General features: G+C 44.4%; 22 protein-coding genes. 20 read left to right on the top strand and 2 right to left on the bottom strand.

From position 1 onward, the window contains the following. The first annotated feature begins 393 nt into the window (after positions 1-393). The 11 genes from rpmH (at position 394) to AB1K83_RS09335 (ending at position 10,702) form a co-directional block, all read left to right on the top strand. Positions 394-528 (top strand): 50S ribosomal protein L34, encoded by a 135-nt coding sequence (gene rpmH / locus AB1K83_RS09385; RefSeq protein WP_084212392.1) that lies wholly within the window; start codon positions 394-396, stop codon positions 526-528. A gap of 176 nt (positions 529-704) precedes the next feature. Then, positions 705-1,052, top strand: coding sequence for a ribonuclease P protein component (gene rnpA / locus AB1K83_RS09380; RefSeq protein ID WP_413057925.1), 348 nt, complete (start codon positions 705-707; stop codon positions 1,050-1,052). 124 nt (positions 1,053-1,176) lie between these two features. Beyond that, positions 1,177-1,983 (top strand): membrane protein insertase YidC, encoded by an 807-nt coding sequence (gene yidC, locus AB1K83_RS09375; protein ID WP_413057924.1) that lies wholly within the window; start codon positions 1,177-1,179, stop codon positions 1,981-1,983. After that, positions 1,980-2,741, top strand: coding sequence for an RNA-binding cell elongation regulator Jag/EloR (gene jag, locus AB1K83_RS09370; protein ID WP_413057923.1), 762 nt, complete (start codon positions 1,980-1,982; stop codon positions 2,739-2,741). The genes yidC and jag overlap by 4 nt, the downstream gene beginning before the upstream one ends. A gap of 310 nt (positions 2,742-3,051) precedes the next feature. Continuing rightward, the gene (gene mnmE / locus AB1K83_RS09365) at positions 3,052-4,437 is read left to right on the top strand and encodes a tRNA uridine-5-carboxymethylaminomethyl(34) synthesis GTPase MnmE (RefSeq protein WP_413057937.1); all 1,386 of its coding nucleotides are present in this window, start codon (positions 3,052-3,054) and stop codon (positions 4,435-4,437) included. 52 nt (positions 4,438-4,489) lie between these two features. Continuing rightward, positions 4,490-6,379 carry a tRNA uridine-5-carboxymethylaminomethyl(34) synthesis enzyme MnmG gene (gene mnmG / locus AB1K83_RS09360; protein WP_413057922.1) on the top strand — a complete coding sequence of 630 codons (1,890 nt, stop codon included), beginning with the start codon at positions 4,490-4,492 and terminating at the stop codon, positions 6,377-6,379. Positions 6,380-6,456: 77 nt separating this feature from the next. After that, entirely contained in the window at positions 6,457-7,173 is a 717-nt protein-coding gene (rsmG, locus tag AB1K83_RS09355) for a 16S rRNA (guanine(527)-N(7))-methyltransferase RsmG (protein WP_413057921.1), read from the top strand. An 89-nt stretch (positions 7,174-7,262) separates the two neighbouring features. After that, complete coding sequence (gene noc, locus AB1K83_RS09350; RefSeq protein ID WP_413057920.1) at positions 7,263-8,126, top strand: nucleoid occlusion protein; 864 nt, start codon at positions 7,263-7,265, stop codon at positions 8,124-8,126. A gap of 154 nt (positions 8,127-8,280) precedes the next feature. After that, entirely contained in the window at positions 8,281-9,042 is a 762-nt protein-coding gene (locus AB1K83_RS09345; RefSeq protein ID WP_413057919.1) for a ParA family protein, read from the top strand. After that, entirely contained in the window at positions 9,035-9,874 is an 840-nt protein-coding gene (locus tag AB1K83_RS09340; protein ID WP_413057918.1) for a ParB/RepB/Spo0J family partition protein, read from the top strand. Before AB1K83_RS09345 ends, AB1K83_RS09340 begins: the two co-directional genes overlap by 8 nt. Before the next feature lie 120 nt (positions 9,875-9,994). Continuing rightward, the gene (locus AB1K83_RS09335; RefSeq protein WP_413057917.1) at positions 9,995-10,702 is read left to right on the top strand and encodes a DUF554 domain-containing protein; all 708 of its coding nucleotides are present in this window, start codon (positions 9,995-9,997) and stop codon (positions 10,700-10,702) included. A gap of 24 nt (positions 10,703-10,726) precedes the next feature. On the opposite strand, the gene yyaC is transcribed toward AB1K83_RS09335, so the two are convergent. Continuing rightward, the gene (yyaC, locus tag AB1K83_RS09330) at positions 10,727-11,281 is read right to left on the bottom strand and encodes a spore protease YyaC (protein WP_413057916.1); all 555 of its coding nucleotides are present in this window, start codon (positions 11,279-11,281) and stop codon (positions 10,727-10,729) included. A gap of 99 nt (positions 11,282-11,380) precedes the next feature. Between yyaC and AB1K83_RS09325 the strand changes: the two genes are divergently transcribed. From AB1K83_RS09325 to ychF, 3 genes are all read left to right on the top strand, one after another. Continuing rightward, complete coding sequence (locus AB1K83_RS09325) at positions 11,381-12,253, top strand: mechanosensitive ion channel family protein (protein WP_413057915.1); 873 nt, start codon at positions 11,381-11,383, stop codon at positions 12,251-12,253. 18 nt (positions 12,254-12,271) lie between these two features. Further along, positions 12,272-12,469 carry a DUF951 domain-containing protein gene (locus tag AB1K83_RS09320; protein WP_413057914.1) on the top strand — a complete coding sequence of 66 codons (198 nt, stop codon included), beginning with the start codon at positions 12,272-12,274 and terminating at the stop codon, positions 12,467-12,469. 282 nt (positions 12,470-12,751) lie between these two features. Then, the gene (gene ychF, locus AB1K83_RS09315) at positions 12,752-13,852 is read left to right on the top strand and encodes a redox-regulated ATPase YchF (protein WP_413057913.1); all 1,101 of its coding nucleotides are present in this window, start codon (positions 12,752-12,754) and stop codon (positions 13,850-13,852) included. A 269-nt stretch (positions 13,853-14,121) separates the two neighbouring features. Here ychF and AB1K83_RS09310 read toward each other — a convergent pair whose 3' ends face one another. Then, a complete protein-coding gene (locus AB1K83_RS09310) occupies positions 14,122-14,694 on the bottom strand; it encodes a DUF3267 domain-containing protein (RefSeq protein ID WP_413057912.1) in 573 nt (190 codons plus the stop codon). A gap of 186 nt (positions 14,695-14,880) precedes the next feature. Here AB1K83_RS09310 and rpsF point away from each other — a divergent pair, with 186 nt between their 5' ends. From rpsF to rplI, 6 genes are all read left to right on the top strand, one after another. Then, positions 14,881-15,168 (top strand): 30S ribosomal protein S6, encoded by a 288-nt coding sequence (gene rpsF / locus AB1K83_RS09305; RefSeq protein WP_413057911.1) that lies wholly within the window; start codon positions 14,881-14,883, stop codon positions 15,166-15,168. A gap of 53 nt (positions 15,169-15,221) precedes the next feature. Next, positions 15,222-15,740: a single-stranded DNA-binding protein gene (gene ssb / locus AB1K83_RS09300; protein WP_413057910.1), complete on the top strand. Its 519-nt coding sequence runs from the start codon at positions 15,222-15,224 to the stop codon at positions 15,738-15,740. A 49-nt stretch (positions 15,741-15,789) separates the two neighbouring features. Continuing rightward, positions 15,790-16,026: a 30S ribosomal protein S18 gene (gene rpsR / locus AB1K83_RS09295; protein ID WP_413057909.1), complete on the top strand. Its 237-nt coding sequence runs from the start codon at positions 15,790-15,792 to the stop codon at positions 16,024-16,026. A 202-nt stretch (positions 16,027-16,228) separates the two neighbouring features. Further along, positions 16,229-17,167 carry a YybS family protein gene (locus AB1K83_RS09290; protein ID WP_413057908.1) on the top strand — a complete coding sequence of 313 codons (939 nt, stop codon included), beginning with the start codon at positions 16,229-16,231 and terminating at the stop codon, positions 17,165-17,167. A gap of 12 nt (positions 17,168-17,179) precedes the next feature. Beyond that, positions 17,180-19,150 (top strand): DHH family phosphoesterase, encoded by a 1,971-nt coding sequence (locus AB1K83_RS09285; RefSeq protein WP_413057907.1) that lies wholly within the window; start codon positions 17,180-17,182, stop codon positions 19,148-19,150. A 1-nt stretch (position 19,151) separates the two neighbouring features. Next, positions 19,152-19,598, top strand: a complete 447-nt coding sequence (gene rplI / locus AB1K83_RS09280; protein ID WP_413057906.1) for a 50S ribosomal protein L9 — start codon at positions 19,152-19,154, stop codon at positions 19,596-19,598. Positions 19,599-19,608 lie beyond the last annotated feature (10 nt).

Genomic DNA, 19,608 nt, shown 5'->3' with positions numbered 1-19,608 from the left:
AAATGTGTGAACAACAAAATCCATTACATTGTAACAGGAAACGACAAGCAATACAAGGAGTCAAACGACTTATCCACAGCATCCATTCCTGTGGATGAAAGCTTTATCCACAGGGCTTAGTATGTGAAAAACTTGTAGACAAGCCTTGTGAATAAAAAATATAGTCCAGGGAACTACTCACAGGAAAATCCTCCGAATGGATCTGAAGGTTGTGGATAACCAATCAAGGTGAAAAAAGGAGAATCCATGCGATAGATTCATGAAGAATTCGGAAGTTGATCTATAATAGGAGAACGAATTCGCAAAAATAAGTTGACTATCGCCTGGATGACGGATATACTATTCAAGACTGTCACGTAGGAAAAAGGCAATCACGCAGGAGGTGTCTTATAGATGAAACGTACATTTCAACCAAATAAACGTAAACGTAGTAAAGTTCACGGCTTCCGTGCGAGAATGAGCACGAAAAGCGGACGTAGAGTTATCGCAGCACGTCGCCGCAAAGGAAGAAAAGTGCTTTCAGCATAAGGCCACTGACACATCAGTGGTCTTTTTTCTTGTCATTTAGGAGAATAAAAGGATATAAATCTTCGTAAAAACGACTTTCAGACTGTTACTTTTCATTAGGAATAGCCATTCGGAGAACGGACGACATTGAATTGAAAAGATTAGTCATTTTTAAGGAATCAAGGCAGGTGCATAGGATGAACAAACGCCAGCGGATTAAAAAGAACGAGGAATTCCAACAAGTGTTCAAAAAGGGGAAATCCTTTGCGAACCGGCAATTTGTTGTCTATTCCTATAGGAAAGAAGAGCAGAAGGAGTTCCGGATCGGTCTATCTGTCGGCAAAAAGATTGGAAATGCCGTGACACGTAATCGCATTAAACGTTATATTCGGCAGACTTTCCTGGAACTGCGGGATGAAGTGCGAAATGACATGGACTATATCATCATCGCCAGACATCAGGCGGCCAGTCTTGATTTTCATGAGACGAAAAAAAGTTTACAGCATGTTTTACGAATCGCACGGGTACTAAGGAATAATAAGTAGAATGACGCATATGAAAATGATAGACTGAGGATAAGATCTTTCTTTCCGATCAAATGGACAAGTCAGTCTTTATGATGGTTTAGGAAGCAAATGAGCTAGAGAAGATATGATTTGGGGGATTAATTTGAAAAAGAAACTGACATTGCTCTTTTTGCTGACCGTCGTGTCAGTGTTCCTCGCCGGTTGTTCGGAGTTCAACCAGCCAATTTATGCAGAGAGCGAAGGGTTTTGGAACCGTTTTATTGTATGGCCTCTCGTTTCTCTGATTGTCACATTTAAGGATCTACTTGGGACATACGGTCTGGGAATTATTGCAGTAACCATCATCATCCGCTTAGTCCTCTTGCCTTTGATGATCAAACAGACGCAAAGTTCCAAAGGGATGCAAGAATTACAGCCTGAATTAAAGGCATTAAAAGAGAAATACCAGTCCAAAGACGCGGTCACTCAGCAAAAGTACCGGGAAGAAATGCAGAAACTGATGACAGAGCGGAAGATCAATCCGGCTGCGGGTTGCTTGCCAATCCTCATTCAAATGCCAATATTAATTGGTTTTTATCATGCCATCAGCCGGATGAACGCCACACCGGAAATCAATCTCGGTAATTTTTTCTGGTTCGAGTTGGCGGCACCGAGCATTTCATTAGCCGTCCTCGCAGGACTCATGCAGTTTGTCGTCCTCCGAACGGGACCGGCTGTCGATAATCCGCAGATGAAAACGATGATGTACATCATGCCGTTCATGATCATGATTTTCGGTACATTCCTGCCTGCAGCATTGGCACTCTATTGGGTAATCGGGAATATCATTTCCATTATCCAAAACTTCTTCATTTATAAACCATTCAAGAAAAAAGAAGTGGAGCCTGTAACGGAACCTGTGAAAAAGCCAGGCAAAAAACCTGTAAAAGCGGGAGGGAAACGGAAATGACAAGTTTGACGCGAAGGGGAGCCACTGTAGAATTGGCGATCTCGGCAGCATTACAAGCACTTAATGTAACTCGTGATGAAGTGGAAATCGAAGTCATCGATGAAGGGAAAAAAGGTTTTCTCGGTTTCGGTGCCAAAGAGGCTGTAGTGACCGTTACCGTGAATAAAGTGAATGAACCTTCCGTAGAACAACCCGTCATCGAAGAATCACAACCGTTACAAGAAGAAGCGATAGCAGTGGAGCCTGTCGTCCTCGTAGAAGAAAAACCTATGGACGAGGAAACGATAGTGGAGTCCATCCAAGACGACCAACCGATCGAAGCAACGGAAACCTATTTGCAATCGGTGGCGAAAGAGATGAAAATTGAGGATCTGCAAGTATCCCATGAAGTCAACGGCAAATATGTCACCTTCCAGTTAGATAGTAAAAAGGCGGCCATGCTAATCGGAAAACGTGGCCAAACGTTGAATGCGTTACAACAGTTGGCGCAACTGGTCGCCAATAAAACGTCCAATCAGTTCCATGTTGTCCGTATTGATGTCGGAGACTACCGGGAGCGTCGGGAACAGTCTTTGCAACAACTGGCCGAGCGGATGGCCGACAAAGCCGTTCGGAACGGACGTAAAGTGCAACTGGAACCGATGCCTTCGCATGAACGCAAAGTGATTCACCACGCCCTATCGAATCGGCTTGATATTGAGACGTATTCAGAAGGAACCGATCCATATCGCTATCTTGTCATTGAACCAATCAAATAATGAGGAAACAGCCCATCAAGTCCTGGTTTGGACTTAATGGGCTGTTTTTTTGCGTGATTCCAGGTCGTTTCAGGTAGCTTGAATATAGGACCGTTTTTTGAGAAAGGCTAGGACAGAATTCAATTGGAATTACAATCCGAGATATAGATAAATTCAAAACAAGGAGAGAGGTAGTTGTTAAAACTTATCCACATTTTTTTGCTCCCGGACACTATGAGAAATGGTTGATTTGTGATACTATATTATGTTAGATAGTTGAATCTAACCATGTTATCCACATGTGAGTAACTGGCCAGGAAGGATGAAGAGTGTGCATTTTGATACAATAGCTGCCATTTCGACTCCGATGGGAGAAGGGGCAATTGCCATCGTTCGGCTAAGTGGGGACGAAGCTATCCAAATAGCAGATAAAATATTCCGTTCGCCATCAGGGAAACGACTGATGAACGAACCATCACATACGATTCACTACGGTCATTTGACGGAGCCAGCAACGGAGGAAATTGTGGAAGAGGTCATGGTGTCGATGATGAAAGCACCCAAGACGTTCACCCGCGAAGACGTTGTCGAGATCAATTGCCATGGAGGCCTTGTCGCCGTTGACCGAGTGTTAAAACTGGTATTGAAAGAAGGAGCTCGTCTGGCAGAGCCTGGGGAATTTACGAAACGTGCCTTTTTGAATGGCCGGGTCGATCTTTCCCAAGCGGAAGCAGTCATGGACTTGATTCGTGCCAAAACAGACCGGGCTATGAATGTTGCCTTGAATCAGATGGAAGGAAAGCTATCCAGACTGATCGGGGATTTGCGTCAAGCACTGCTCGAGACATTGGCGCAAGTCGAAGTTAATATCGATTACCCGGAATACGACGATGTCGAGGAAATGACCGTCCCGCTGATGATCGAAAAAAGCACTTGGGTGCGGGATGAAATCGATAAGTTGCTGCGAACCTCATCCCAAGGAAAAATCCTTCGGGAAGGGCTCTCCACCGTCATCATCGGACGACCGAACGTCGGAAAGTCTTCCTTGTTAAATAGTATCGTTCAGGAAAATAAAGCGATTGTCACCGACATTGCCGGGACAACTCGTGATATTATTGAGGAGTACGTCAATGTACGAGGCGTTCCGCTCCGTTTGGTTGACACAGCCGGTATTCGGGAAACCGAGGATATTGTGGAACGGATAGGTGTAGAACGGTCCAGACAAGTATTAAAAGAAGCGGATTTGATTCTTCTTGTCCTAAATAGTTCCGAGGAACTGACAGAAGAGGATGAACGGCTATTCGAAGCAGTGTCCGGTATGGACACGATTGTCGTCATTAATAAAACTGATTTGCCGCAAAAAATTGATATGGACCGTGTGCAAGAACTCGCAGGCACCGGAAAAATCGTTACGACTTCCCTGTTGAAAGAAGAAGGCGTCGATGAATTGGAAGAAGCGATTGCCGGTTTATTCTTCGAAGGAACCATCGAAACGGGAGATCTGACATACGTTTCCAATGCTCGGCATATCGCCTTGCTGCATCAGGCTCGTGCTACGATACAGGATGCATTGGATGCGGCGGAGGCTGGTGTTCCAGTCGATATGATTCAGATTGACGTCACACGTACATGGGAAATCCTCGGAGAAATTATTGGGGATACCGTTCAAGATAGTTTGATTAATCAATTGTTCTCGCAATTTTGTCTTGGGAAATAAAAAAGCGTCCATTAAAGGACATTATTCTATATATTAGGAAGGATGAACGAACATGCCAAAATTTGAAGCAGGCACGTTCGATTGTATTGTCATCGGAGCTGGCCATGCCGGCGCAGAAGCGGCATTGGCTGCAGCAAAGATGGGTGCATCGACATTAGTGTTGACTATGAACCTGGATATGATTGCTTTTATGCCATGTAACCCGTCACTCGGTGGTCCAGCAAAAGGGATTGTCGTGCGTGAAATCGATGCGCTCGGCGGTGCCATGGGGAAAGTAATCGACAAAACACATATCCAAATGCGGATGTTGAATACAGGGAAAGGTCCAGCCGTACGGGCTCTCCGTGCACAAGCAGACAAAGTGCTGTACCAACAAGAGATGAAACGCATAATGGAATTGCAGGAAAATCTCACATTGCGGCAAGCTGTTGTAGAAGAATTGATTGTAGAAGAGGGTGAAGTGAAAGGCGTCATCACTCAAATCGGAGCTGTGTTCCGTGCCAATACAGTCATTATCACAACAGGTACATTCCTCCGTGGGGAAATCATTATCGGAGACTTGAAATATTCAAGTGGACCGAACAATCAAATGCCATCCATTAGCCTGGCGGATAATCTCCGTGACCTTGGACTGGAAACGGTCCGTTTTAAAACAGGGACACCACCACGTATTAACAGCAAAACAATCGATTATAGCAAAACGGAAATTCAACCGGGCGATGATGTACCGAGAGCATTCAGCTATGAAACAACTGAATTTATTATGGATCAACTCCCTTGCTGGCTCACTTACACTTCCCCGACCACACATCAGATCATCAATGACAACCTGCATCTATCACCAATGTATTCCGGAATGATTAAAGGGAAAGGGCCAAGCTACTGCCCATCCATTGAAGACAAGATTGTACGATTCGCAGATAAGTCCCGACACCAAATCTTCTTGGAGCCAGAAGGACGTAATACAAACGAAGTTTACGTCCAAGGCCTATCGACAAGTTTGCCCGAACATGTACAACGAAGATTGATCGAGAGTGTACCGGGACTTGAAAAAGCAGAAATGATGCGAGCAGGCTATGCCATCGAATACGATTCGATCATCGCAACCCAATTGTGGCCGACATTGGAAACAAAAAAAATCCGTAATTTGTATACAGCTGGACAAATTAATGGTACATCCGGTTATGAGGAAGCAGCCGCTCAGGGATTAATGGCAGGCATCAATGCTGCTTGTCGGGTACTCGGTAAAGAGGAACGCGTCCTTGGCCGTTCAGATGCTTACATCGGCGTCCTGATCGATGATCTCGTTACCAAAGGGACAAGTGAACCATACCGGTTGCTCACATCACGGGCAGAGTATCGTCTTCTGCTCCGTCACGACAATGCCGACATGCGGTTGACAGAGATTGGCTATGAACTCGGTTTGATCAGCGAAGAACGTCATGAAACTTTCCTTGCAAAAAAACAACAAATTGAAGAGGAAATCGAACGGCTTCGTAAGGTTTCCATTAAACCAGGCGAAGAAGTTCAACAACTCATTCGAGCAGCTGGTGGAACGGAACTTCGGGAATCCATAAAAGCGGCGGATCTCTTGAAACGCCCCGAGATGAAGTACAGCGACATCGTTCAAATCACGCCTCCAGAAGAGCAACTTTCTGAGGAAGTGGCGGAACAGGTGGAGATCTTCATCAAATATGAAGGGTACATCCAAAAATCTATGCAGCAAGTTGAACGATTGAAAAAAATGGAAAACAAGAAAATACCGGAAAATATTGATTATAACGCAATCACAGGGATTGCAAAGGAAGCAAAAGCCAATTTGGATCAAGTGCGTCCTTTGTCCATTGCACAAGCATCTCGTATATCCGGCGTCAATCCGGCTGATATTTCAATTCTTCTTGTGTATATTGAACAAGGGAAAATTGCAAAGATATCAGGCTAAGTTCTAAGCTGGTGCGGATTTGATGTCCGCACCTCTTTTTTTGAGGAAGTCTATGTCGAGTATAGGAGGGAAGATTGGTGAATGAAGAGACATTTCTCCAAGCACTTAAGGAGCATGGAATCGAATTAAATCAAACCCAAATTCATCAATTCAAACGTTATTTTGAGTTACTTGTCGAGTGGAATGAAAAGATGAATTTAACAGCGATTACTGACTTGCCATCTGTGTATCTAAAGCACTTTTACGATTCCATATCCGCTGCTTTTTTCGTTGACTTTTCAGGGGAAAAAACATTATGCGATGTAGGAGCGGGGGCAGGCTTCCCCAGCATTCCATTAAAAATATGTTTTCCTGAATTGAAAGTGACGATTGTTGATTCATTAAATAAGCGAATTGGTTTTTTGAATCACTTGGCGGACGAATTGCAACTGCAAAATGTCCATTTTGTCCATGCAAGGGCGGAGGACTTTGGCCAAAATATAATGTATCGGGAGAAATTTGATATGGTGACAGCACGCGCTGTTGCACGCTTATCCGTTCTTGCCGAATTATGTATTCCCCTTGTAAAATCAGGCGGGATTTTCATTTCCATGAAAGGCGCTGCTGCAGAAGAAGAGTTGGCTGATGCTAAAAAAGCACTCTCGGTATTAGGGGCTTCTCTACAAGAGCAATTCCATTTTACATTGCCCGTTGAAGAGAGTGACCGGAATATCTCCGTATTTGTTAAAGAAGGTAAAACTCCCAAAAAGTATCCGCGTAAACCCGGGGTTCCTAATAAATCCCCAATTCAATAATTTGTTTCACGTGGAACAGTTAAAGGGATATACTATTCTTATGCCGAACTATTGAATTAGAGAGCAGTCAAAAAAAGGTGGTGCCGGGAATGAAAAGTCCTTTTTCACGTTTTTTCGGAAGCGGAGATAAAGAAACCAATATCATCGTAAATGAAGAAAATCATCAAGAGAAAATTGAGCAAGTAAAAATAGATTCTATTAAACCAAATAAATATCAGCCTAGAACAATCTTTTCAGAAGAAAAAATTGAGGAATTGGCAAGAACCATTCATACACATGGGGTTATCCAACCGATTGTCATACGGAAAATCGGAGATGAAGAATACGAAATCATTGCAGGAGAACGTCGTTATCGAGCAATGAAAAAACTGGGCTGGACAGAAGTGCCTGCCATTATCCGAGACTTGGATGATAAGGAAACTGCCTCAATTGCCCTGATTGAGAATTTGCAGCGGGAAGAGTTAACTGCCATCGAAGAAGCATATGCTTATGAAAAGTTATTGGAACTTCATTCGCTAACGCAAGAGGCGTTAGCCCAACGATTAGGAAAAGGGCAATCGACTGTCGCTAATAAACTTCGTTTACTGAAATTGCCGGAAGAGATCAAAACAGCGATAATGACTAAACAATTATCCGAACGGCATGCACGGGCCTTAATCCCGCTGAAAGAAAGTGAATTACAACTGCTCGTCTATAAAGAAATTATAGAGCAGCAACTGAATGTGAAACAGGTAGAAGAAAGAATTAAACAATTATTGAATCCAGATGAGAAAGTTAAAGAAAAGAGCAAAGCGCCGCGCCGAAAATCAGTTAGCAAAGACGTACGCATAGCGGTCAATACGATTCGACAATCATTGGCTCTCGTATCCAAAAGTGGAATTAACGTAAAAACTGAAGAAGAAGACTCGGAAGACTTTTACACGATTACCGTAAAAATACCGAAGAAAAAATAATGGGTTAACTCTTGCTAGGCAAAGCAGGAGTTTTTTTGAAGCTATCGGTATATGCCTTTCTCCCTTCTAAGGTTTTTTCACACATCTGAGAGTATCTTTGATAAACTAAGAATATAGAAAAAACGTTTCAAATCAGGTGGAAAGAGGTGCAAGCGTGGGCAGAATAATAGCGATCGCCAACCAAAAAGGGGGAGTCGGGAAAACGACGACATCCGTAAACTTAAGTGCTTGCCTTGCCCATATTGGCAAAAAGGTTCTTTTGATTGATACCGATCCACAGGGGAATGCCACAAGCGGGGTAGGTGTCAACAAAGGCGATGTGCATCAATGTATTTACGATATTTTAATTGATGACGTTGATGTGAAAGAAGTCATCCGTCCGAGTAAGGTGGAAAATTTGGATGTCATCCCCGCCACAATATCATTGGCAGGGGCAGAAATTGAACTGGTCTCCACCATTTCCAGAGAAGTCCGATTGAAGCATGCGATTCAAGAAGCAAAATCGATGTATGATTATATTATCATTGATTGCCCTCCCTCTTTAGGGTTGCTGACAATCAATGCCTTGACCGCATCGGATTCCATTATTATTCCGGTTCAATGTGAATATTACGCTTTGGAAGGACTTAGTCAACTATTAAGTACAATCCGTCTCGTACAAAAGCATTTAAATGAGCATCTCATGATTGAAGGCGTACTACTCACTATGTTTGATGCAAGAACGAATTTGGGCATCCAAGTCATTGAAGAAGTGAAAAAGTACTTCCAAGACAAAGTATACCGTACAATCATTCCAAGAAATGTACGACTAAGTGAGGCACCGAGTCATGGGGAGCCTATTATTATGTATGATGCACGTTCTCGAGGAGCAGAAGTATATTTAGAGTTGGCAAAGGAAGTGGTACAGAATGGCTAAAGGACTTGGAAGAGGATTGAATGCTTTATTTCCCGGCGAGTCTATGGCAAAAGGGGAAACAATTGAACAGATTCATGTGAAAAGTATCAAAGTAAACCCATACCAACCTAGAAAAAAATTCGATGAGACAGCTATACAAGAATTAAGCGATTCCATAAAAGAACATGGTATTCTTCAACCGATCATTTTGCGTAAAATGGGGACAACTTATGAGATTGTTGTTGGAGAGAGACGTTTCCGGGCGGCAAAGATTGCTGGTTTGAAAGAAGTGCCTGCTATTGTCCGAGATTTGACAGATACTGAAATGATGGAACTAGCTATTCTGGAAAATTTACAACGAGAAGATCTTACTCCTATTGAGGAAGCAGAAGCATACCAAAATTTGATGGATAACTTGAATTTAACTCAAGAACAACTTGCATTCAGACTTGGGAAAAGCAGGCCCCATATAGCGAATCATATTCGACTACTCTCTCTTCCCGATAAAATCAGGAATTATATTACCGATCAAAAGCTTACTATGGGGCACGGCCGGACATTATTGGGTCTCCGTAAAAAGGAACAGATTATCCCAGTGGCCGAGAGAACAATCGAAGAAGGCTTAAATGTCCGGCAACTTGAGAAACTAGTGCAACAATTAAATGAAGATGTTCCACGTGAAACAAAGCAAGAGAAAAAGAAAGATATTTTCTTGATGGAACAAGAAACTAATTTAAGAGAATACTTCGGGACAAACGTAACTATTAAAAAGACAAAAAACAAAGGGAAAATTGAAATTGAATTTTTCTCTGAAGAAGACTTAGAACGAATTCTCGAGTTATTAAATGATTAACGGACATACCTATTTTGCGATATGGGCAGAATAGGTTTTATTTTTACGAGAAAAAGCATCATTTGAAATTAAAGTTCAATTTTGCAGAATTGTAATTGTTTAAAAGGTGGATGTGAGAGTATGGTTTTGTTTGGAACGCTAGTAAACTTCTTTTTAATTCTTATCGGAGCCTTGATCGGAAGATTTTTACATAACATCCCGGAAAAGATGAAAGAAACGGTTATGTATGGAATCGGACTAGCTGTTGTGGCCATTGGGTTGCAAATGACATTTGAGAGTACACAAATTCTCATCGTCATTGTTTCAATTGTAGTAGGGGCGGTTTTGGGGGAATGGATAGATTTGGATATGAAAGTGAATGACCTTGGAAAGTGGATTGAATCCAAAATGCCCTCGTCGGACACGAAAGGACTAGGAATTGCCCAAGGATTTGTCACTGCAACGCTCATTTTTGTTGTTGGATCGATGGCTATCATCGGGGCAATTGATAGTGGACTTCGAAATGATCATGATGTGCTCATTATGAAAGGAATTATCGACGGATTCACCGCAATTATACTAAGTTCAACGCTAGGCATCGGTGTTGCCTTTGCAGCTGTTCCTGTATTAGTATACCAAGGAGTCATTACGTTATTTTCTACTCAGATCGGCCGCCTTGTCCCTGACGATCTGTTGCAATTTTTCATTTCTGAAATGACAGCGACCGGGGGCCTGATGATTGCAGCAATCGGTTTAAATTTAATCGGCTTGACGAAAATTCGAGTCGCCAATCTAATCCCGGGAATCTTCGTGGTCGGGATAGTGGTGACAGTTGTTTTTTTATTGTAATGAAAATCAAAGGTTTATCTTCCATCAGCATTGCCGGTTATAAGCAAGCTGAAGTGCCCGGGCTATGACACGGCTCATTTCATAAGGCAAATGAAGACGGGTGCTTTGCAAGACGGCATGCTCCATAAAGCCACCGATATTGACGATACCTTTGATGGAGACATCGCCGACTGGCGGCAGATCCTTCCCTACCGCTTTGCCAGGCTGGATCGGTCCGCTATGGAAGAGTAACTCTCCGATGGAACTACCTTTGCCAAGACACGCGTCGATAGCGACGATAAAGGCGTTCGGATTCGTCTCTCTGCAAGTGTCCAAATGCTGTTGTAAATTCAAGGCATGAAGCGGATTTTCCAGAGAACCGATCACTGGAAAAGGAAAAAGCCGGCTTTCCGATAGATGCGATCCCGTCAATGGGCCGAGGGAATCACCCGTGGATCGATCGGTGCCAATGCAGAAAAATACGATTTGCTTTGTGTCGAATGGGATATGCTGGAGGAATAGGGAGCTTAATTTCCAAACGACGCCAGTTTCCTTATAATGGATACGATAATCATAAGGTGAAGCAATCATAGCATGCATACAAAAACTCCATTCACTTTGTTTTATAAAAGCATGAAGATTCCTCCATGCAGTTTACGCTAATTTTCAGATTATTATACGGGAGGAGGAGAAGAATTAGTGGCTTTGCCAAAAGTAGATATACCTGAAGAGGTAGAAAAAGCAAGTAAGTTCATATTCAGTCCAGAGACATGGGAGAAGATCGGGATGACATCCCTGCGGATTTTTTTCATTGTCTTGCTGGCTGTGCTAGTCGTCAGAGTGGGGAAAGCGTTCATCAATCGCATTTTCAAGTTGAAATGGAAAGGTCCGCTCCGTCATTCGGAACGGAGGGAAATTACGCTACTCCGGCTGCTAGAGAACACGCTGTCTTATATCGTTTACTTTTCCGCTATACTGGCAATCCTTTCCTACTTCATGGATATACGTGGGCTTCTGGCCGGAGCCGGAGTGCTTGGGCTCGCTGTTGGATTCGGTGCTCAAAGTCTAGTAAAGGATGTCATCACCGGATTTTTCATCCTGTTTGAAGATCAGTTCTCTGTCGGGGATTACGTGAAAATCGGAACTGCTGAGGGAACGGTAGAGGAAATTGGGTTACGTACGACGAAGGTCAAGTCACCGACAGGGGAAGTGTCCATCATTCCGAACGGTGGCATTACCCAAGTGGTCAATTATTCATTAGAGAACTCCTTGGCCATTGTCGATGTGCGCATTCCTTTTGAGGCAGGCATCGACAGGACGGAAAGCTTGATGGAGAGCTTTTTGGCCAATTTGCCGAGCGGACATGAAGAGTTCATCACGGCACCCAGACTAATTGGTGCCCAGGAGTTCTCCGAGACCGATATGACAGTCCGCATCATCGCGGAAACGAAACCGATGGAGCATTATGACTGTGCCCGCTTGATTGCAGTGGGCTTGAAGAAGTATTTAGATTCGGAAGGGATTCATATCCCTTATCCGACACTCATCACGAAATCATTTACTAGTTCATAGGAAAGGAAAGTGGTAACGATGAAAGAATTTGGCCTGCAGGATATTGTAGAAATGAAAAAACAACATCCGTGCGGAACGAATGCTTGGAAAATCATCCGGATGGGCGCAGATATTCGCATTAAATGTGAAGGCTGCGGACATAGTGTCATGATTCCACGAAACGAATTTTCCAAAAAAATGAAAAAAGTGTTGGTGAAGGCTGATGCAGAGGCTTGAATCAGATAGACATCCCGGTTGGTTGTCCTTATAATGGAAGAGTTGCATACGAAATCAAATGACTATCTTTATTCAGCAGAAAACTTTCACCTAAAAAGGTGTCAGGACGAATACTTGTTTATTTGCCTGATCAGCGGTTTTCAAACGACCGCTGAACAAAGATAAAGCCTCCGGCGGATGTCACGGATTTTTTAGGGGAAGTTTTTCGAGCAAGCTCGAAAAAATCCGGACGCAATTACGCCAAGGCGTAATTGATATATATATTGAAAGGTTGTGGAAAAAATGGCGTTAACAGCTGGGATTGTCGGCCTGCCAAACGTGGGGAAATCGACGTTGTTCAATGCAATTACAAAGGCGGGCGCAGAAGCGGCCAACTACCCATTCTGTACGATCGACCCGAACGTCGGAATCGTTGAGGTGCCGGACGAACGATTGCAAAAGTTGACTGAATTGGTCACCCCAAAAAAGACGGTACCTACCGCTTTTGAATTTACCGATATTGCAGGGATTGTAGAAGGGGCAAGTAAAGGGGAAGGCTTGGGGAATAAATTCCTTTCCCATATCCGGGAAGTGGATGCCATTTGCCAAGTGGTCCGTTGTTTTGCGGATGAAAACATCACGCACGTATCCGGGAAAGTCGATCCGATTGCCGACATTGAAATCATTAATCTCGAGCTGATCTTAGCCGATATGGAAAGTGTGGACAAGCGATTGGTCCGCGTCTCAAAAATGGCAAAACAGAAAGATAAAGAGGCCATGATCGAAGAGCCGGTTTTATTGAAACTAAAAGCGGCGTTCGAAGAAGAAAAGCCGGCACGCTCCGTAGAATTGTCCGAGGATGAGTACAATGTCGTCAGAGGCATGCACTTATTGACAATTAAACCGATGCTGTATGTCGCAAACGTATCGGAAGATGAAATTGCAGATGCTGACAATAATGAATATGTCAAAGTCGTTCGGGAGTTTGCGGAGAAAGACAATGCACAAGTCATCGTCGTCTGCGCGAAAATCGAAGAAGAGATGGCTGAACTCGAGGACGAGGAAAAGGAAATGTTCCTTGAAGAGCTTGGCATTAGAGAATCTGGTTTGGACCAATTGATCAAAGCAGCGTACCATCTTCTTGGGTTGGCTACGTATTTCACCGCGGGGGTGCAAGAAGTGCGGGCTTGGACATTCCGCAAAGGGATGAAAGCACCGCAATGCGCGGGAATCATCCATACTGACTTTGAACGGGGATTCATCCGTGCAGAAACTGTAGCATACGATGACCTCGTGGAAGCCGGCTCCATGGCCGCCGCCAAAGAGGCAGGCAAAGTTCGCCTGGAAGGAAAAGAATACATTGTCAAAGACGGAGACGTCATGCTCTTCCGCTTTAACGTTTGATAGATAGAAAGAGCCCCACCGCAATTTGCGGCAGGGCTTTTTTTAATTATTTCAAATGAGATGCGTAAGGGCTTATAATCCGGGTTGCATGCTTATAATTATGTTTGGGCGCTCATAACTTCACCGGAGTGCTTATATCTTCGGAGAAGCGCTCATATTTTCTGCCGCTCGCTTATAACTCGTGGCAGGCGCTCATAACTTCCGGGAAGCGCTTATAATTCCTGTTGCCCGCTCAAAACTCGTGCCAACCACTCATAAATCCCCGCCTCCTACCCCTCCAATTCCCCTCGCCGCTCGGGTGTGTACAGATACAATTTAGGCATTTGGGGATCATCCTTCACTAACCAATCATCAGGCAATTTTCGTAATTCTTGATACATGACGAAGTCTCCGGCTGCCCCACCGATCAGAAATGCAGCGAGACCTAGCAGAAGTCCATTGCTCATGGCGATTCCGAAGATGGCCGGCAACACCCCAGTCGTCCAGAATGGTAGGAGCAATGCTTTGCGAATCGCCCGGTTCGTCATTAACTGGTCAGTAGTGGCGTAAGCGACGCCCATCTTTAGATTGACGCCGACAATCATGCGTTTCCACGGTACATGGCCAAACAGCCGAAACCCTAGCAGGTGGAAGAGTTCATGCAGCACAATGAGAATGATATAACCGACAATAAAAAACAATGTATTCCAAAGCGTAATCTGAATTGATATCCCTTTATCCAGGATTGCTTTTATTACAAATAAAATAACAAGGGAAAGTCCAGTGAGGATCATACTGAACTTCGCCACTTTGGGAAGGTCCAGTTCCACAATATGGTCTGGGCCTTTACGTTGCTCATCCATCGTCTACTCTCCTCGCTTTGTAAAGGTGCCTGGCACCCAAAAAATACAACTGTCACCATTATACAAGAAAAAAAGTTGTAAGCCTAACAAGGATGTGGTAGAATGTGTTGATGTGAGTAATAAAAATTACTTACTCCTTGCCCGCTGGTAACAGCAGGGCCCAAGTCCATAAGGAGGTGACTGAAGATGAGAACGTACGAAATCATGTACATCATCCGCCCAACGGTAGAAGATGAAGCAAAAAAAGCATTGATCGACCGTTATGATGAAATCCTTACTTCAAATGGAGCGGAAATCATCGAGTCGAAAGAATGGGGCAAGCGCCGTCTTGCATATGAAATCGACGACTTGCATGAAGGTTTCTACCAGCTTGTAAAAGTGAACGCAGGAACTGAAGCAATCGATGAGTTTACACGTCTAGCGAACATCAACGAAGATATCCTTCGTCATATGGCTGTCCGCCTTGACAAATAATTCAAATAGATTTGCATTTGAACTTACAAAATGATGAGGGAGGTTGAATTGTATTGATTAACCGAGTTGTTTTAGTAGGAAGGTTGACTAAAGATCCGGAGCTTCGCTATACGCAAACCGGTATTGCCGTTGTGCGTTTCACGTTGGCCGTGAATCGAGCTTTCCAGAGCCAGTCTGGCGAACGGGAAGCGGACTTCATCAATTGTGTCGCTTGGCGAAAACAGGCGGAAAACATCGCGAACTTTTTAAGAAAAGGCAGTCTTGTCGGCGTAGACGGCCGTATTCAGACGGGAAGTTACGAAGGACAAGACGGCAAGCGTGTGTATACGACTGAAGTCGTCGCAGATAGTACACAGTTCTTGGAACCGCGCAACGCGAGTGCCAATACGGAAAGATCCGGAGCGTACCAAGGGGCACCGTCTTATGGCGGCCAGCCACAGAATGATCAACCTTACTATCAGCCGAATCAACCACAACACCAACCGAGTCAGCAAAATTATACCCGTACCGATGATGATCCGTTCTCGACAGGCGGTCCGATTGAAGTATCGGATGACGATCTGCCGTTCTAAGATTGCAAGGTAGCGGAAGAAACTTAGTGAATAAGGAGGGGAATACGATATGGCACCACGTCGTGGAGGCAAAAGACGCCGTAAAGTTTGTTATTTTACATCTAACAACATCACACACATTGATTATAAAGATACTGACCTACTCAAGAAATTCATTTCTGAGCGTGGAAAAATCTTACCTCGCCGTGTGACAGGAACAAGCGCGAAGTATCAACGTAAATTGACAACTGCTATTAAGCGCTCACGTATCATGGCACTTCTTCCTTTCGTAGCGGAAGATAAATAATCTTTTTCATCATGACCGCCTTGTCAGCCCGGCACATCCGGCTTACAGGCGGTCTTTTGCTCTTTTCATTTCTAAATATGGAAGGCACGTATGTTCCTACTTTGGTCTAAATGAAAAAAGCATGATACAATTAAAAGATTGAAGGAAATAAAAAGTACAGGTGATAGCTGAATCCCCTGCTGCTGACCGGAGGAACAAACGTATGCCAGATAATGCAAGAAAGATCACATATGGAGCCATGATGATTGCACTCTTTGCCATTTTGCTGGCGGTGTCACTCTATGTACCATTCATCGGGAATGTGACAATGCTTTTCATTCCATTGCCGATCCTCTTGTACCGGTTGACCTATGACCGCGCATCGTCATTGCTCGTTACGTTCGCGGGAGTACTGTTGTCGATATTGGTCGGAGGGATCTTCCTTATCCCATTTGCTTTTATTTTCGGTTTGCTCGGTTTTGTAATTGGGGAAACCGTCAAGTTGGGAAAATCCAAATTGTATATATTCATGGCGTCCGCTTTGACGTTACTCATAACTACGATCCTTATGTATGTAGGGGCCATCTATTTATTTAAATTCAACTTCGTGGAGGAAGTGTTCAGGATCCTCCGGGATATGCAGGATCAGATGACGGAAACGATGCGAACGTTCGGCGGGTTGACGGAGAATTATGAACAGTTGATGGAATCGACGTTCACTATGTATGAAAACACAATCCCGTCCATTTTCATATTGGGGGTCTTTTCGATCGCTTTCATCCTAGTCACGTTGAATTTGGCAGTGGCCCGGCGTCTGCGCCATGAGGTCCCGACATTCCCCCCCTTCAGGAACATGAAGCTTCCGTTTGCCACGGCTGTCGTCTATGGAATCCTGGTCTTACTCACCTTATTCGTTGAAATGGAACCAGGTTCGGATTTCTATCTAATGACCATGAATGCGACTGTCATCCTGCGGGTCCTATTCCTATTACAAGGAATTTCGCTGATTCATTACTATATGTATACGATGAAGGTTCCTAAGGCTGTGACAGGCCTCCTGACAGTCTTGGCGTTATTGTTAAGCCCGATGACGACGTTTCTTGGAATTGTGGACACTGGCGTAAATATCCGCGCTTGGATTGGAAGAGACAAGACAAAGTAAGGAGCTGGAACGATGACATCTTTTTTTAGAATTAGAGCAATTCGATATCCATTACTGGCCCTGTCTCTTCTTGGCGTGATGGCGGCTGTGCTGCTGTTCCTGTCTAATTTCTGGTTCGGACTTCTGTTCACCGTGCTATTCTCTATTTTCATTGGGGCTGCATGGAAAGCGGAAGAGCGTACGTATCTCGAAACGGAGAAGCATATCGAAACGCTCTCCTACCGGATGAAGAAGGTCGGTGAAGAAGCGCTTCTTGAAATGCCGATCGGGATTATTTTATTGAATGAAAATCATGTGGTCGAGTGGGCCAATCCTTTTGCTGCGAAGATCTTTGAGTCCGATACCCTCATTGGCCAGGAACTGTTCGGTTTGTCCGATCAGTTCGAGCCGTTGGTGAAGAATGAATCGACCGAGCATTCCCTGCTGAAGATAGGAAACCACTCGTACAATATTTTTTATAAAGTGGAAGAAAAGCTCATTTATTTATTTGACGTGACGGAACAAGTAGAAATAGAGTCGTTGTATGACGCGGATCGGACAGTTCTGGGCATCCTGCTCGTCGACAATTATGATGAACTGGCTCAAACAATGGATGATCAGACACGAAGCAAACTGAACTCCCTCGTCACTTCCCTCATCAATGATTGGGCAACGAAAAATGGAATTTTTGTAAAGCGGATTGCATCCGACCGATTTCTTGCCGTGTTCAATGAAGGGACCTTAGCCGTACTGGAGAAATCGAAGTTTTCCATTTTGGATGAAATCCGGGAGACGACAGCGAAACATAGCACTTCCCTGACGCTCAGCATTGGGGTCGGAACAGGATCCGATTCCCTTATTGAACTAGGTGAACTGGCGCAATCAAGTCTCGATCTCGTATTGGGACGAGGTGGCGATCAAGTCGCAATCAAGCGTACCGATGGCAAATTGAAGTTCTTCGGGGGCAAGACGAATCCGGTTGAAAAGCGGACACGCGTCCGGGCACGGGTCATTTCCCACGCATTGCGCGATCTTATCCAAGGCAGTGATAAAGTGTTTGTCATGGGCCATAAGATGCCGGATATGGATGCGATCGGTGCATCCATCGGGGTCAGGAAGATGGCGCGTATGAACAATGTGGAAGGATATATCGTTGTCAACTTCAATGAGCTGGATGGCAGCGTCACCCGGCTCATGGATGAAATTGAAGGCGATCCGGAACTGTTCCAGCAATTTATCAGCCCGGATGAGGCATTAGCAATGATGACCGCTAGATCGCTCGTCATCGTGGTCGATACCCATAAGCCGAGCATGGTCATTGATGAACGGGTCGTCGACAAGGCCGAAAAAATGGTCGTCATCGATCATCACAGGCGCGGCGAGGAATTCATTAAAAATACAATGCTCGTCTATATGGAACCATACGCATCTTCAACGGCCGAACTCGTTACGGAATTGATCGAATACCAGCCGAAACATGAAAAGCTGACGATGCTGGAGTCCACTGCCTTATTGGCCGGCATCATAGTCGATACGAAAAGTTTTACGCTTCGGACAGGTTCCCGGACATTTGAAGCGGCTTCTTATCTCAGGACAAACGGAGCCGACACGATTCTTGTCCAACGTCTCTTAAAAGAGGACATCGAAACGTATGTGAAGCGGGCAAAATTGATCGAGACCGTTGAATTGGGAAGTGACGGCATTGCCATTGCAACCGGTACGAACGAGGTTGCCTACGGATCTGTCTTAATTGCGCAAACGGCTGATATTTTACTGACGATGCAAGGCGTGACCGCATCGTTTGTCATCGCACCGCGTGCCGATGGGAGAATCGGCATCAGCGCCCGCTCCCTTGGCGAATTCAATGTCCAACTGATTATGGAAGAGCTGGGTGGCGGAGGTCATCTGACAAATGCAGCTTGCCAATTGGATGTCGATTCAGTAGAAGAAGCCAAGGAAATGTTGAAGTTAATCATACAAAATCATACGGAAAGGGGAAATTGAGATGAAAGTAATTTTCTTGAAAGACGTAAAAGGTACAGCGAAAAAAGGGGAAATTAAAGAAGTGTCTCCTGGTTATGCACAGAACTTCCTATTTAAAAACAATGTGGCAGTGGAAGCAACGCCAGCAAACTTAAGCAAACTGGAAGGCCAGAAAAAACGGGCTGCCCAAGATGCCGCTGAAGAGTTGAAGGAAGCACAAGTGTTAAAAGAGAAATTGGATAATATCACTGTTGAGATGAAGGCAAAATCAGGAGAAGGTGGCCGCCTCTTCGGATCGATTACAACAAAGCAAATCGCCGAAGCGCTTAATAAAAGTGAGGGCATTAAAGTGGATCGCCGGAAAATGGAATTGCCAGACGCTATTCGCGCCCTAGGATATACGAATGTTCCGGTGAAACTGCACCCCGAAGTGACAGCGACTTTGAAAGTGCACGTAACGGAAGAATGATAAGGAGATA

Source organism: Sporosarcina sp. 179-K 3D1 HS, assembly GCF_047228905.1.
GTDB lineage: Bacteria > Bacillota > Bacilli > Bacillales_A > Planococcaceae > Sporosarcina.
The sequence above is the reverse complement of the archived record's forward strand: the minus strand, read 5'-3'. Positions and strand labels throughout refer to the sequence as shown.